12 protein-coding genes are annotated in these 15,933 nt (G+C 33.3%); 5 read left to right on the top strand and 7 right to left on the bottom strand.

The genetic code is table 11. The features are described 5' to 3' along the window. Positions 1–165: 165 nt before the first annotated feature. From K6T82_RS23300 to K6T82_RS23290, 3 genes are all read right to left on the bottom strand, one after another. The gene (locus tag K6T82_RS23300) at positions 166–1,800 is read right to left on the bottom strand and encodes an ABC-F family ATP-binding cassette domain-containing protein (protein WP_223711316.1); all 1,635 of its coding nucleotides are present in this window, start codon (positions 1,798–1,800) and stop codon (positions 166–168) included. Positions 1,801–2,165: 365 nt separating this feature from the next. Further along, on the bottom strand, positions 2,166–3,341 hold the full coding sequence (locus tag K6T82_RS23295; RefSeq protein WP_223711314.1) for a GlmU family protein: 1,176 nt from the start codon (positions 3,339–3,341) through the stop codon (positions 2,166–2,168). Between the two features lie 161 nt (positions 3,342–3,502). Further along, positions 3,503–3,757, bottom strand: coding sequence for a type B 50S ribosomal protein L31 (locus K6T82_RS23290; protein ID WP_007804523.1), 255 nt, complete (start codon positions 3,755–3,757; stop codon positions 3,503–3,505). Positions 3,758–4,007: 250 nt separating this feature from the next. Here K6T82_RS23290 and K6T82_RS23285 point away from each other — a divergent pair, with 250 nt between their 5' ends. From K6T82_RS23285 to K6T82_RS23265, 5 genes are all read left to right on the top strand, one after another. Then, positions 4,008–4,538: a DUF4199 domain-containing protein gene (locus K6T82_RS23285; protein ID WP_223711312.1), complete on the top strand. Its 531-nt coding sequence runs from the start codon at positions 4,008–4,010 to the stop codon at positions 4,536–4,538. A gap of 8 nt (positions 4,539–4,546) precedes the next feature. Next, positions 4,547–5,503: a glycosyltransferase family 2 protein gene (locus tag K6T82_RS23280; RefSeq protein WP_223711309.1), complete on the top strand. Its 957-nt coding sequence runs from the start codon at positions 4,547–4,549 to the stop codon at positions 5,501–5,503. A gap of 85 nt (positions 5,504–5,588) precedes the next feature. After that, the gene (locus K6T82_RS23275) at positions 5,589–7,316 is read left to right on the top strand and encodes a phospho-sugar mutase (RefSeq protein ID WP_223711307.1); all 1,728 of its coding nucleotides are present in this window, start codon (positions 5,589–5,591) and stop codon (positions 7,314–7,316) included. A 226-nt stretch (positions 7,317–7,542) separates the two neighbouring features. Next, positions 7,543–9,372 (top strand): ABC transporter ATP-binding protein, encoded by a 1,830-nt coding sequence (locus K6T82_RS23270; RefSeq protein ID WP_223711305.1) that lies wholly within the window; start codon positions 7,543–7,545, stop codon positions 9,370–9,372. A gap of 126 nt (positions 9,373–9,498) precedes the next feature. Continuing rightward, positions 9,499–10,200: a DUF2971 domain-containing protein gene (locus K6T82_RS23265; RefSeq protein WP_223711303.1), complete on the top strand. Its 702-nt coding sequence runs from the start codon at positions 9,499–9,501 to the stop codon at positions 10,198–10,200. A gap of 147 nt (positions 10,201–10,347) precedes the next feature. Here K6T82_RS23265 and K6T82_RS23260 read toward each other — a convergent pair whose 3' ends face one another. From K6T82_RS23260 to K6T82_RS23245, 4 genes are read right to left on the bottom strand one after another with little or no spacing between them, the layout of a single operon-like run. Beyond that, a complete protein-coding gene (locus tag K6T82_RS23260) occupies positions 10,348–11,067 on the bottom strand; it encodes a CREC-EF hand family protein (RefSeq protein ID WP_223711301.1) in 720 nt (239 codons plus the stop codon). A 30-nt stretch (positions 11,068–11,097) separates the two neighbouring features. Then, complete coding sequence (locus K6T82_RS23255) at positions 11,098–11,748, bottom strand: hypothetical protein (RefSeq protein ID WP_223711299.1); 651 nt, start codon at positions 11,746–11,748, stop codon at positions 11,098–11,100. Further along, positions 11,745–14,210, bottom strand: a complete 2,466-nt coding sequence (locus K6T82_RS23250; RefSeq protein WP_223711297.1) for a TonB-dependent receptor — start codon at positions 14,208–14,210, stop codon at positions 11,745–11,747. Before K6T82_RS23250 ends, K6T82_RS23255 begins: the two co-directional genes overlap by 4 nt. A gap of 11 nt (positions 14,211–14,221) precedes the next feature. After that, entirely contained in the window at positions 14,222–15,904 is a 1,683-nt protein-coding gene (locus K6T82_RS23245; protein WP_223711295.1) for a M23 family metallopeptidase, read from the bottom strand. Positions 15,905–15,933 lie beyond the last annotated feature (29 nt).

The raw sequence follows: 15,933 nt of genomic DNA, 5'->3' as shown, positions 1-15,933 counted from the left end.
CAAAAAGACAACTACTTACAGGCGATAGAAAGGGGAACAACCAAAAATAACAAAAATATATTTATTGTAAAAAAAATTGCATTAAAATACTGTTATCAAAACTATTCAAAACAAAAAAAAGGCACAAGAACTATCTTGTGCCTTTCGTTTTTTATATCAAAAAAATTATTTTTCTATTTCTCGCATAGAATCCATTTTTTTATGTGCTAAGAAACCTGCAACATCTTCAAAATGTTCTTTTACTCTTTTATTTCCGAATTCGAAAACTTTAGTCGCTAATCCGTCAAGGAAATCACGGTCGTGAGAAACCAAGATTAAAGTTCCGTCAAAATCTCTTAAAGCATCTTTGATGATATCCTTAGTTTTCATATCCAAGTGATTCGAAGGCTCATCCAGAATCAACAAGTTAACTGGCTCCAACAATAATTTGATCATTGCCAAACGCGTTTTTTCTCCTCCAGAAAGTACTTTCACTTTCTTCGTAATATCATCTCCTTGGAACATGAAAGCTCCTAAGATATTTTTAATCTGCGTTCTAATATCTCCAACTGCAATACTATCGATAGTTTCAAAAATAGTCGCATTTTCATCTAATAACGCAGCCTGATTTTGCGCAAAATATCCAATTTGAGCATTATGACCAATTTCAACACTTCCAGAATCAACGCCTATTTCTTTCATAATCGCTTTGATCATGGTTGATTTTCCTTCACCATTTTTTCCAACAAAAGCCACTTTTTGTCCACGCTCGATTACAATGTTGGCATCTTTAAAAACGACATGATCTCCGTAAGCCTTAGACATTTCTTTTACAATAACAGGATATTGTCCAGAACGTGCCGCAGGCGGAAATTTCAACCTTAACGCCGATGTATCTACTTCATCAACTTGAACGATTTCTAATTTTTCCAACATTTTTACACGAGACTGAACCGCATCTGTTTTAGAGAATGTTCCTTTAAAACGCTCAATAAAAGCACGGTTTTCAGCAATCATTTTTTGCTGCTCATCGTATGCTTTCTGCTGGTGAATACGACGGTCTTTTCTTAATTCTAAGTAATGTGTATATTTTGCTTTGTAATCGTAGATTCTTCCCATAGTAACCTCAATCGTACGGTTTGTAATATTATCTACAAACGCTCTATCGTGAGAAATTACAACTACAGCTTTTGCCTGATTCAATAAGAAATCTTCTAACCATTGAATACTTTCAATATCCATGTGGTTGGTAGGCTCATCCAGCAAAATCAAATCTGGTTTTCTTAACAAGATTTTTGCCAGTTCGATACGCATTCTCCATCCTCCTGAAAATTCAGAAGTCTGACGCGTAAAATCTTCTCTTTCAAATCCTAAACCAACTAATATTTTTTCAACTTCAGCTTCGTAGTTTACTTCTTCGATTGCATAAAATTTCTCGCTCAAGTCAGAAACTCTTTCGATCAATTTCATGTATTCGTCACTTTCATAATCCGTACGAACTGTTAATTGTTCATTGATTTCGTCGATTTCAGCTTTCATTTTAAAAACTTCGCTAAATGCTTTTGATGCTTCTTCCATAACTGTAGCACCATCTTCTGTAAGCAAATGCTGAGGCAGGTAAGCAATTACAGCTTCTTTTGGAGCAGAAACATTTCCGGTAGAAGGTTTATTTACTCCAGCAATTATTTTCAGAAGTGTCGATTTTCCCGCACCATTTTTACCCATAAGGGCAATTTTATCATTTTCATTTATCGCGAAAGAAACATCGCTAAAAAGTGTAGTTCCGCCAAACTGAACCGAAATATCGTTAACTGTAATCATTTGTTCTTGTTAATTTGTTTAATCGGTTAATCGTTTATCTGACCACCCATTTTTTTGTGGTGCAAAGATAGATTAATTAGATAATTAGGCAATTTGAAAATTAGATAATTTTGAAAATGTGTCTATTAGATAATTTTAAAAATATATCAATTACATTAAACTGGACTGAAGTCCAGCCCTACAATATCGTTCGAGCCTAAGGCTCTTTTTTTTGGTTCCGTCAGAACCTACTATATTGTAGGGCTGGACTTCAGTCCAGTTTACATGCAAAACATATAAAAAATCAAAACCCGACAGGTTTTAAAAACCTGCCGGGTTTGCAAAAATTATCTAATTGACTAATTATCTAATTATCTCATTAAAAATTAGTCTTTTCTCCATTTTTTAGTTTCTTCAAAAACATGCTCTAAAATGGCTTGTTCCGTTGCATCAAAATCGATATTTCTTCTTGACAAAACCAAACGTGCCGTTTCAAAAGCTTTTTTAGTTACATAAGTTGTAAATCCAGCAGCTCCACCCCAAGAAAAACTTGGTACAAAATTGCGAGGAAACCCAGAACCAAAAATATTGGCACTAACACCAACAACAGTTCCGGTATTAAACATCGTATTGATTCCGCATTTACTATGATCTCCCATCATTAAACCGCAAAACTGAAGTCCCGTTTTAGCAAAACCTTCTGTCTCGTAGCTCCATAATTTCACTTCTTCGTAATTGTTTTTTAGATTTGAATTGTTCGAATCTGCTCCAATGTTACACCATTCTCCTAAAACAGAATCACCTAAAAATCCTTCGTGTCCTTTATTTGAATTTGCAAAAAGAACAGAATTTTTAACCTCGCCTCCTATTCTAGATCCAGGTCCAACGGTTGTTGCTCCATAAACTTTAGCCGACATTTTTACCATTGCATTTTCGCATAAAGCAAATGGTCCACGAATTACGGTTCCTTCCATAATCTCGGAATTCTTACCTATATATATAGGTCCGTTTGATGCATTTAAAGTTACAAACTCTAATTTCGCTCCTTCTTCAATAAAAATATTTTCTGGTGCAATTACATTAACACTTTTAGGAATTGGTTGCGATGTGCGGTCTTCCGTCAAGTATTTAAAATCCTGACGAATTGCAGCATCATTTTTAGAGAAAATATCCCAAGTATGCTCAATTGTAATACAATCTTCGTTGTATTGAATAATTTCATAAGAATCAAAATCGACTTCTTCCTGATTTTCGCTTGCAAAAAATGCGATTACATCTTCACCTTTAAAAATAGCCTGATTTTCTGTTAGATTAGAAACCATCTCTGCAAGTGTATCATTTGGCAAATACGCTGCATTGATCATTACATTTTCTTCCATTTCCACCATCGGAAATTTCTCTGACAAATACTCTTCCGTTATAGTGGTAATTGTCGAACCAAGATATTTTTCCCATTTCTGGCGAATTGTCATAATTCCGACTAAAATATCAGCTACTGGTCTTGTAAAAGTAAACGGCAATAAAGCATTCCGAACGGGACCGTCGAAAAGAATGTAGTTCATAAATGTTTGAGTGTTTATTAAAAATTGATTTGGTTACCTTGCGTCAAAGTTACAAATATTTATCTGGTTAAATAAAACGGCTTTTTAATGATAAGCATAATTTAACGCATAAAAAAAGCCTTCCGAAGAGGAAGGCTTTTGTATTTAAAGAAAAACAGCTATTATTTTTTAGCGTGTTTTGCATATTTAGTTTTGAATTTATCAATACGTCCTGCAGTATCGATAAGTTTAGACTTACCAGTATAAAAAGGGTGAGATGTTCTAGAAATCTCCATTTTTACAACTGGATACTCAACTCCGTCAACTTCAATTGTTTCTTTTGTATCTGCAGTAGATTTAGTGATAAAAACGTCATCATTAGACATGTCTTTAAATGCAACTAATCTGTAATTTTCTGGGTGAACTCCTTTTTTCATCTTTTCTTTTATTTATTGTTTTAGAGCATTTTCATTTTGAAGCTTTTTCATGGTTAGAAAAAGGTATAAACTACGCTACTCTTTTTTTGTTTAAAAATTTAATTATTTTTGAGTGTGCAAATTTACAATTCTTTTTTAATAAACAAACAGTTAGCCTACTTTTTTTTAGTTTATTTCGAAAAGCTTTTTTTATCTCCGATTATACTCGGAATTACTATATTTGTGGATTAATTTTAAAACATATAGAAATATGATTAATGAAGTTATAAAAAAGAACGGGATTACTTATGGTGTAATGATCGGAATTGCATCGGCTTTGGTTACCGCTACTATCTATGCTGTTGATTTAAATCTATTTACAGCTTGGTGGATGGGAATATTAGGAATCGCAATAAGCCTTACCATTAGTATTATTTTACTTTCTAAAACAAAGAAAGAATTAAACGGCGTTTTCACTTTTAAAGATGCTTTTACTACTTATTTTATAGCTTCAGTAATTGGTATATTAATTTCTACAACTTTTAACATCGTCCTTTTTAATGTAATTGATCCGGGAGCAAAAGACACTCTGAACGAAATCATGATCAAATACACTGTTGGAATGATGCAAAAATTTGGTACACCGGCGTCAGCGATCAACGAAGCTGTTGCTAAAATGAAAGAAAGCAGTCCTTATTCTACATTCGAATTACTAAAAGGTTCTGTTTTCGCAATAGTTATTAGTGCTATTTTCGGATTAATTTTCGCAGCATTTTTCAAAAGCAAATCTACACAAGAATAAAAATATAAATGAATTTATCTATACTTATACCGCTTCTAAACGAGGAGGAATCACTTAAAGAACTCTATGCTTGGATCATTCAAGTGATGCAATCTAACAATTACTCTTATGAAATCATTTTTGTGGATGATGGTAGTACAGATAATTCTTGGCAAATTATTGAAGGTTTTTCTAATGAGAATTCGAATGTAAAAGGCATTCGTTTCATGAAAAACTTCGGAAAATCTCAGGCTTTACACGCTGGTTTTGCAAAAGCAAAAGGTGATGTTATCATTACCATGGATGCCGATTTGCAAGACAGTCCAGACGAAATTCCCGAATTATATGAAATGATTACAGCACAGAAATACGATTTGGTTTCTGGCTGGAAAAAGAAACGCTACGATTCTGTTGTAGCTAAAAATCTTCCTTCAAAATTATTTAACTGGGCTGCTAGAAAAACTTCTGGCGTAGAATTAAATGATTTTAACTGCGGATTAAAAGCATACAAAAATGTAGTAGTAAAAAACATCGAAGTTTCTGGCGAGATGCACCGCTATATTCCTGTTTTGGCAAAGAATGCCGGATTCGGAAAAATTGGCGAAAAAGTGGTTATTCACCAAGCCAGAAAATATGGTGAAACAAAATTCGGAATGGAACGTTTTATAAACGGATTCTTGGATTTAATTACAATTTGGTTTTTATCAAGATTTGGAAAAAGACCAATGCACCTTTTTGGAGCAATGGGATCAATCATGTTTATAATCGGATTTTTATCTGCTGGCTATATTGGAGTTTCAAAATTATACCATATGTATAACGGAATGAAATATTCTTTAGTTACCAATAATCCTTGGTTTTATATTGCATTGACCACGATGATCTTAGGAACTCAGCTTTTTCTGGCTGGATTTTTAGGCGAAATCATTTTAAGAACCAAAAACAATGAAGAACGATATAAAGTAGCACGCGAAGTAAACTTTTGACACCAATCAGGAAAAAAAAATCCTTTTGAGTCAAATCAACCTTTGAAGAAAAACTATCTTTATTAAAACATAAAAGAAAATTTACATGAATATTGCTTCTAACATTTTAAACGCTGTCAATGAATGGTTGACACCGACATTTGATCAGGAAACACAGGCTGCTGTTAAAGAATTAATGACAACTTCTCCAAAAGAACTTGAAGAAAGTTTCTATAAAAACTTAGAGTTTGGAACTGGTGGAATGCGCGGGGTTATGGGAGTGGGAAACAACAGAATCAACAAATATACACTTGGAAAAAACACTCAGGGATTATCTGATTATCTTCATAAAGTTTTTCCAAACGAACCCCTAAAAGTTGTTATAGCTTATGATTGTCGTCATAACAGCAACACTTTAGCAAAAGTTGTTGCAGATGTTTTTTCTGCAAACGGAATTCAGGTTTTTCTATTTTCTGATTTAAGACCAACTCCGGAATTATCTTTTGCTCTTAAATATTTAAAATGCCAATGCGGAATTGTCTTAACAGCTTCTCATAATCCACCAGAATATAATGGTTACAAAGTGTATTGGCAAGATGGAGGACAAATTGTTCCTCCGCAAGACAAAGAGATTGTCAACGTGATTGAAAATCTAAGTTATGACAAAATCAAATTCAATGCGAATGAAAGTCTGATTCAATATATTGATACAGAAATTGACAAAGAATTTGTAAAATCTTCAATCGAAAACGCAAGTTTTAATACTCCAGCAGAAGCAAAAGACAATCTTGATATTGTTTTCACTTCATTGCACGGAACTTCAATAAAATCTATTCCAGACGTTTTGGCGCAAGCTGGTTACAAAAATGTTCATATTGTTCCTGAACAGGCAGTTCCAGATGGAAATTTCCCAACTGTAAAATCTCCAAATCCAGAAGAACCAGAAGCCTTGACAATGGCTTTGGCTTTGGCGGATAAAACAAATTCTGATATTGTAGTTGGAACAGATCCTGATTGTGATCGTTTAGGAGTTGCTGTTCGCAACAACGATGGCAAAATGATTTTATTGAACGGAAACCAGACCATGGTTTTAATGACTTCTTTTTTATTGAAACAATGGAAAAAAGCAGGCAAACTTAACGGAAAACAATTCGTTGGCTCAACAATCGTTTCAACTCCGATGATGATGGAATTAGCATCGAGCTATGGTGTTGAGTGCAAAGTTGGATTAACAGGATTTAAATGGATCGCTAAAATGATCGTAGACTTCCCAGAACTTCAGTTTATTGGAGGTGGTGAAGAAAGTTTCGGATTTATGGTAGGTGATGCTGTTAGAGATAAAGATGCTGTTGCTGCTACCCTATTAATCTGCGAAGTTGCCGCACAAGCAAAAGCTGCCGGAAGTTCAGTCTACAAAGAACTTTTACAACTTTATGTTGAAAATGGTTTTTATAAAGAATATTTGGTTTCTTTAACTAAAAAAGGAATGGAAGGTTTAGAAGAAATCAATCAGATGATGATTAACTTACGTGAGAATCCATTGAAAGAAATCAACGGTCAACGTGTTATTATGGTTGAAGATTATCAATCGTCTACAGCATTAAATCTATTGACAAACGAAGAATCAACGATGGATATTCCAAAATCTAACGTATTGATTTATTATACAGAAGATGGTTCTAAAATTTGTGCAAGACCAAGCGGAACTGAACCTAAAATTAAATTCTACATCAGTGTAAATGCTGCCATAGAATCTGTTTCAGAATTTGACGAAGCTGAAAAATTCTTAGACGGAAAAATCAAGAATATTATCGCAGACATGCAATTGAACTAAAAAAAAGAATAAACGCAATTTTGCAAATTGTTCGCAAAATTAGCAAATTCGATATATTTGAACTCTGATTTACAATCTTAAAAGTAAATCAGAGTTTTTTTTATAAAAAAAACCAAAAAGAAATTGAAAACACCTCAATTGGATTAATTTTGTACAGCAAAAATTGCACGCTCAAACATTCCCAAAAGAGCTATCACATTAAAAGAAAAAAAACATCAAAAAATAAATGAGTAATTTCAAAAAAATAGTTCCTTTTATATATCCATATAAAAAATATGCTTACTTAAACATTTTCTTTAATATTCTGTATGCGCTTTTCAGTACACTTTCTTTTGTTGCACTAATACCAATGCTTCAGGTTTTATTTGAAAAAGGTCCAAAAATCACAACAGAACCAGTTTACGAAGGTATTTTTAAAATAAAAGAATATGCTGAAAACTATTTAGCTTTTTACATCACAACTGCACAAAAAAACCATGAACCAGGTTATGTTTTGTCGGTTATGGTAGCCATTATCATTTCAATCTTTTTGCTTAAAAACTTAGCAGATTATATGGCTATGTTTTTTATCAATTTCCTTCGCAATGGAGTTTTAAAGGACATGAGAAATGCATTGTACAAAAAAACGCTGGAGCTTCCTTTGGCATTTTATTCTGAAAAAAGAAAAGGCGATGTAATTTCTAGAATTTCAGCCGACGTAAACGAGGTTCAAAACTCTTTTTTAGCAATCTTAGAACTTATTGTAAAAGAGCCTTTAACGATTATTTTTACAATAACCACGATGCTTCTCATCAGTGCAAAACTGACTTTGTTTGTTTTTATTTTCATTCCAGTTTCTGGATACATCATTTCATTGATTGGAAAACAACTTAAAAAACAATCTACAAAAGCTCAAGAAGAACAAGGAAGATTTTTATCTACCATTGAAGAAACAATTGGCGGACTAAAAGTTGTAAAAGGATATAATTCTGAAAATTATTTTAATACCGTTTTTAGAAACTCTACAGAAAGATTTTTCAACTTATCAAATAGTATCGGAAATCGCCAAAACTTAGCATCGCCTGCCAGCGAATTCATGGGAATTACAGTAATTGCGATTTTACTTTGGTACGGAGGTCAAATGGTTTTAATTGACAAAACGCTTCAAGGCGCCGCCTTTATTGCCTACATGGGACTAGCTTACAATATCTTGACTCCTGCGAAAGCAATTTCTAAAGCTTCTTACGGTGTAAAAAGAGGAAACGCTGCGGCAGAACGAGTTCTTGAAATTTTAGAACAAGAAAACACTATAGTTTCGAAAGAAAATGCTATTGAGAAAACCTCTTTTGACAGCGAAATAGACATTAAAAACGTAAATTTCAAATATGAAGAAACAAGTATTTTAAAAGATTTTTCTCTTCAAATTAAAAAAGGACAAACCGTTGCTTTGGTTGGACAATCTGGAAGTGGAAAAAGCACAATTGCAAATTTACTAACTCGTTTTTATGATGTAAATGAAGGAACAATTGCTATTGACGGAATCAACATCAAAGACATGACTTTGAAATCACTTAGAGATTTAATGGCTTTGGTTACACAAGACATTATTTTATTTAACGATACTATCAAAGCAAATGTTGCATTAGGAAAACTTGACGCTACCGACGATGAAATTATCGAAGCTTTAAAAATCGCTAATGCTTATGAATTTGTAAAAGATCTACCAAAAGGCATTTACACCAATATTGGAGACAGCGGAAGCAAAATTTCGGGTGGACAAAAACAACGTTTATCTATTGCTCGTGCCGTATTGAAAAATCCTCCAATAATGATTTTGGATGAAGCAACATCGGCATTAGATACGGAAAGCGAAAAATATGTTCAGGATGCTCTAGAAAACATGATGCAGAACAGAACTTCTATCGTAATCGCACACCGTCTTTCGACTATTCAAAAAGCAGATGTGATTGTAGTAATGCAAAAAGGAAAAATTGTAGAACAAGGAACTCACGAAGAATTAATTGCTCTCAACGGAACTTATAATAAATTGGTAACGATGCAATCTTTAGAATCGTAGAAAACAATTCGAAAATTACTTTTACACAGATTAAGGAAATATTAAAACTCAGTTTAATTTCTTTAATCTGTGTTTATTTTTATAACTTTAGGTTAGTTAAAGAATAAATCATTTAATCACCTTAAAATGTATCTTAACAACCCAAACATTACATTACCCGAAGATCCTGACACTATTGTTTGGAAATACTTAGACTTATCTAAATTTCTTGATTTATTGCTTTCTAAAAAACTCTTCATGTCGCGTTCCGATAAATTTGAAGATCAATATGAAGGTACTTTTAGCGAACCCACTTACGAAGAGATTAAAAAGCTTGCGATTGACAATCCTGACTTTTTAAAATACTATAAAACACAACGCGAACAAGTCGCCATAAGTAGTTGGCACATCAACGAATACGAATCATTTGCTATGTGGCAGATTTTTACTCAAAATAGCGAAGGTTTGGCCATTCAGTCTACTATTGGAAGATTGCAGAAAGCATTAAAACCAGAAAATAATTTCGATCAGTATATTGGCGAAGTCAATTACATCGATTACAGAAAAGAATATATTCCGTTTGATGATTTGTTCTTTCCGTTTTTATTCAAAAGAAAAAGTTTTCAATATGAGCGTGAAGTCCGCATTTTGACAGACACTTCTAAAAGTGACATCAAATTGAATGACGGACTTAAAATCAATGTCGATATAAATCAATTAATTGAAAAGATCTACATTCACCCAAAATCTGAAAATTGGTACAAAAAACTCGTGATAGAATTAGTTGAACGTCTGGATTTTGGTTTCGAAATAGAGAAATCAGATCTGGAAAGTGATATTTTGATTTGAAAGATGCTAAGACTCTAAGATACTAAGTTGCTAAGATACATAGATTGGAAACATAAAAAAACGCGTAGAAATTAAATTTCTACGCGTTTTTCTTTTAAGATAAAATAAGAAAACTTAGCAACTCAGTATCTTAGAGCCTCAGCAACTTTAAATAGGTTTATACGCCTTCACTTCCCATTTCTTAGAAGCTAAATCTATATAATTATAATGTAGAACATCATTTTTATCAAACTGACCATTTTGGTTGGTATCTTCAATTGTTCTAAAATACAAACGGTTTTTAGATTCGATTAAATTCCAATCTACCAATTCTTCTAAGTCAGCCGACACTTTTGTGAAGTTTTCTCCGCTAATATCACTTAAATATAAAGTCTTGATATCGCTGGTATCGATTTTTCCATCTTTATTAGTATCAGAATCCGTTAAAGTATAAACCATCACATTATTATGTGTTTTATCTGCAACCGTTTTCAGGTAAGTAGCCGTTAAAATCAAAATTGGTTTATCAGATAACGGACGAATTGAATCTGAGTCTACAGTTTGAAATTTTAAATTCTGCAAATACCCTGTAATTTCATATTCTCCTAAGTTAGAAATCGTAAAACTTACATCATTTACGCTCGAAGAACCGTAACGAGCTTTAGAACCTCTTTCAAAAACTCTTAAATCTCCAACGGGATGAATCAGATAATTCGTTCCTTCCATCTGAATTGGCAAATCGGCAATTTCAATTTGAGTGGTGTCAGTTTTAGTAATACTTACTTTATTTGAAGCACCATAGCTAACTTTTGGCTTTTGAACTTCTTCTCGGCAACTAATTACTGTTCCGACAAGGATAATGGCGATATATTTAAAATACTTTTTCATCTACGAGATTATATACGATTATCAAATATACTATTTTTGATTGTAATTTTTGTTTTTATTGAATTTTACTAAAGTAGAGATACTAATTAAAACAAGTCCGAAATAGCCCAAAAAAACAATCCATTGCTGTTTTAAAAATTCCTTCTGAAAAATACGAAGTTCTTTTCTCCGATTTTCTTCTTCCATTAAACGCGAATTTTTCTCTGAATATTCTGGTGTTCCACAAAAAAATGGACGTTTTTTATTAGGATCTGGTTTAGCAAAGGCGAATGCATACAGTTCATTTGAAAATTGAGCCCAAAAAGGCATTTTTTCTTCAGTCATAATATCCAACACACTAACAAAAGTATCATAATCCATATTTGGTCCAAAATAAATTTTAGCACCATTTACACTATCATATCTTTTTACCAAATCACGTGTAAAAAACCGCAATTCTATTAGCTTCTGTTCTTCTTTTGATTTTTGATTATTAAAATTAAACACCTTATATTTTCTTAATTCTCCGACTTTATACTTTTCAAATTCTTCCTTGGCTGGGACTGAATAATGTAAAGAACCACAAACCTCGAATGCTCCTGAATGATAAAAATAAAAAAGACAAAACAAAGGAATCAAAACCAGAGAAATCATTCCTGGAACGTAAAAAATCTTTTTTCTTTTTTTACGTTTTTCGATCATAACCTCGCATTAATCTTAATGTTAAAAACTCTCGAAGTCATATAATTTGGAATCGCATATTGATTTTTAGAATACACATCACGCACCCAAGTATTTGTAATAGCGTTTTGATTATTAAAAAGATTGAATATTTCCAACCCGACTGCTAATTCTTTAAAATTTTTCAGCCAGCCTTTTTTCAAATTCTGATTACTGTTGTCTACAAAAACTTTGGCAAAACCAATATCCGCTCTTCTGTAATCGTTCAATCTGTTTTGAAATAGATAAGGATCTGTGTACGAAGGCGCACCTCCCGGCAAACCTGTATTGTAAACCAAATTCAAATACACTTTAACACTCGGTATATTAGGCATATAATCTTGGAACAACATTGCAAATTTCAAACGTTGATCTGTCGGACGTGCGATATAACCTTTGTTCTCGTAGTTTTCTTCGGTTTTCATATATCCAAAACTCACCCAAGATTCCGTTCCCGGAACAAATTCGCCGTTTAATCTAAAATCAAGACCTTGAGCATACGCTTTCGCATTGTTATTGGCAACATAACGAATGCGGACATTGTCTATAGAGTACACATTTACATCTGAAAGCGATTTATAATAAATCTCCGTTACCCACTTAAACGGGCGATTCCACATTTTAAAATTATAATCATTTCCTAAAACGACATGAACCGCTTCTTGCGCTTTCACATCCGGATTTACAACTCCTTCCAAATTGCGAAGTTCCCTATAAAAAGGCGGTTGATGATACAATCCTCCAGAGATCCTAAAAACCATATCACGTTCCCAATCTGGTTTTATGGCAAATTGCCCACGCGGACTTACCACAAATTGCGTCTTTCCTTCTTCCGCAGCTCCCGAAACATTCCATCCCTGAAAACGTGCTCCTAAATGGTACCAAATCTGGCTTGAACCTAATTCAGATTGTTTGTTCCATTGTGTGTAACCTGAAAAACGATTTATAGTATTAAAATTTGTTGCTCTTATATCATTATAAGGTAAAAGTGGCCCTGTGTAAGGCGAATAGGGCTGATTATTCTGAGGTAAACTAATTATCGGAGGATTGATTGAAAATCCTGCGGAATCAATCATTTCCCATTCTACAAGTCTATCTCTTATAGATTCTCTGGTATATTTCAAACCAAATTCCAGCTGACTTTCTTTCCATTCTTTAGTTCCCTTCAATTCTATATTGGCAATTAAAGCATCTAAATCGTTTCGAGCATGATTTAATTGCGAACCAATTCCGCGTGTAAAATCAATTGCCGCATCATTTGTTGGATCTTCTGCATTGACATTACCTAAACGATATTGCGCCAAAATATCAAAGTGTTCTTTTTCTGTGGTGTGAAACAAGGAACCGATTAACTTTAAAGTTAATGATTCTGAAGCTTTAAAAGTTGTTTTTAATGCGCCAAAATAAGTATCATATTGATCTTTTTCCTGACCATCATAATAAACCGCAAGCGCCATCGGCTGATCTATTGTTCCGAACTTTGTCTGACGAACCAACGGCTCATACAAATATTTATTCTGAGAAATATTTCCTAAAAAGCTCATTTGCCACTTTGCAGAAATATCATAATTAATATTAGTTTGAACATCAGCAAAAGTCGGTGTATAATTGGTTTGCGTATCCTGACTATTTACCAGCAAGCTATTATTGCGATAACGAACCCCAGTTACAGCAGACCATTTTTTATTTTTAGAAACCAAATCTACAGAAGCACTTCCTCCTAAAAAACTTGCCTCAAACGAAGCTCCAAATTGAGTCGATTTTCTATAAGTAATATCTAAAACCGATGATAATTTATCTCCAAATTTCGCTTGAAATCCACCGGCAGAAAAATCAACATTTTGAACTAAATCCGTATTTGTAAAACTCAACCCTTCTTGTTGTCCCGAACGGATTAAAAACGGACGATATACTTCGACTTCGTTTACATAGACCAAGTTTTCATCAAAATTTCCGCCACGAACCATATATTGCGAACTCAACTCATTGTTTGAATTCACACCCGGAAGCGTTTTCAGAATATTTTCAATACCTGCATTTGCACCCGGAATTTTCTTTATCGTTTCGGTGTCTATAGTCGCAATTCCCTGAACACGTTTTCTATTTTTGGAAGAGACAAAAACCTCCCCCATTTGCTCTGAAGAATTATTCATTATCGGATTGAAAACAAAAACTTCATCCGTTTTCAAACTAACCGTCAAACTGATCATTTTCAAAGAAACGTGAGTAAATATCAGCGAAACTTTCTTGTTTGAAGGAACTGTTATTTCAAAAAAACCATTTGAATCAGACTGTACTATATTGCCTTGAAAAGCAATATTTACGCTTGGCACCGGATGTTTATCTGCGTCTAAAATAATTCCTTTTACGCGAGCATTTTGAGCTAATGCAATACAGCTAAAGAATAAAAAAAGAAAAGCGATTATAAACCTGTTGTTATTCAAAGATTTGGATTTTATTTTTGTTGACTTCTAAAAAAACGAGTTTCAAAGATAGTAGTATTTCCTACATTATCAACTACTTCAATTTTTAAAAAGTTTTCGCCTTCAGCCAGATATTGCGAATCAAAAGTATGAGTGATTCTTCTAGCCTTATTTTCATATTCAAACAAAACCCAGCTTCCGTTCAAATAACCGTTATATGATTTTATCCCAGAAAGAGAGTCACCAATTGTAAAATCAATTTTCTTTTGTTCGCTAATCCATTTTCCTTCAATAGGTTTTGCAATTTTTATGACCGGCGGAATCGTATCTAAAACCAAACCGTAAGCACCTAAGATTTTAGATTTTGCAGTAAAAACATCGCCTTTTCTAAGAGTTCCGTTAAAACTGGTTCCTTTTCCTATATAAACTTTCTCTCTCAAAGATTCAGGATAAACAGAATCTTTTATTGTAATTGTAAAGTTTGAATGTACCGGAACAGTGTCATCATGAATATAAATTTTATTATTTCTAACATCAAAATTCATATTAAAATCTTCGTAGAAAGTTCCTGCCGGAAAAAAAACCGACATATTGTTTTTTTCAAAATTAGCATCCTTATTGTACCTTACAAAATACTTAGAAGCAACAGGCTCAGACTGAACAAGCGTTGTAGCGCTATCATATTCGATTGGAACTGTGATCGAATTTAAATTTCCAAAATAATCAGAAACTTCAATTCTATAAATAGATGCCAGATTAGGTTCAGCTTTTACAATTCCGCGCAGAGAATCTGTCTTAATAATACTTAAAGCAAAAGGCGTTTTCATAAAAAGTTTCTGCACACGCTGACTGGTCTTTTTGTATCTAGAATAATCAATAAAAGCATTGATATATCGCATTTCATCAAAAGAATAAGTATTGAACTGATAATTATAACTTTGATTTCCGTTTAAAAAAGTAGAAACATTAAAAACACCATTTTTGTTATGCGACACATCATCTGTATCAACAGCATTAATTCCAAAACCAATTTTTCCGTTAGTCTTTACTTTACTAGCAAGGTAAGTTCCATCTTTCTGAAGCGCCATATTTACCAACAAAGGTTGTTTGGATTGATTTACAGTCGCATTATCCAAAGGATAAACGTACAGACTAGACAAGGTTGGTTTTTTAGTATCTTTTATATTCTGGTCGAAGCCAAAGAAAATCGGATTAATCACAAATTCAGTTTTAGAATCACGAATTTCAAAATGCAGGTGCGGTCCTTCAGAAGAGCCTGTATTTCCTGAAAGTCCTATTATATCTCCTTTCGCAACAGGAAGTTCACCAGGTTTCGGAAACATTTCTATCTCATAAGCTTTCTCTCTGTAATGAGTCGCTTTAACATAATCAAGAATTGCTCCTACGGGAGTTTGCAAATGCCCATAAACAGAAGTATATCCATTCGGATGTGTAATATAAATACACTTTCCGTTTCCGAAAGTCGAAATTTTAATTCTTGAAACATATCCATCTGCAATAGCATGAACGCTTAATCCCTCTCTCTGATTCGTTTTTAGATCAAAACCTGCATGAAAATGGTTAGGTCTTAGCTCTCCAAAATTACCCGAGAGCTGCATTGGAATATCGAGCGGAGGTCTAAAATAATCTTTTGGATATTGCGTCTGGGCGAATATAGAATTACAAATAAGAAGGGCAAGTACAGAAAATCTCATAAACAACATTTTTGCTAAGATAAAAAATA

It is taken from the genome of Flavobacterium potami, from assembly GCF_020026915.1.
GTDB lineage: Bacteria > Bacteroidota > Bacteroidia > Flavobacteriales > Flavobacteriaceae > Flavobacterium > Flavobacterium potami.
Note: the sequence above shows the minus strand (reverse complement) of the source record. Positions and strands in the feature narration are given on the sequence as shown.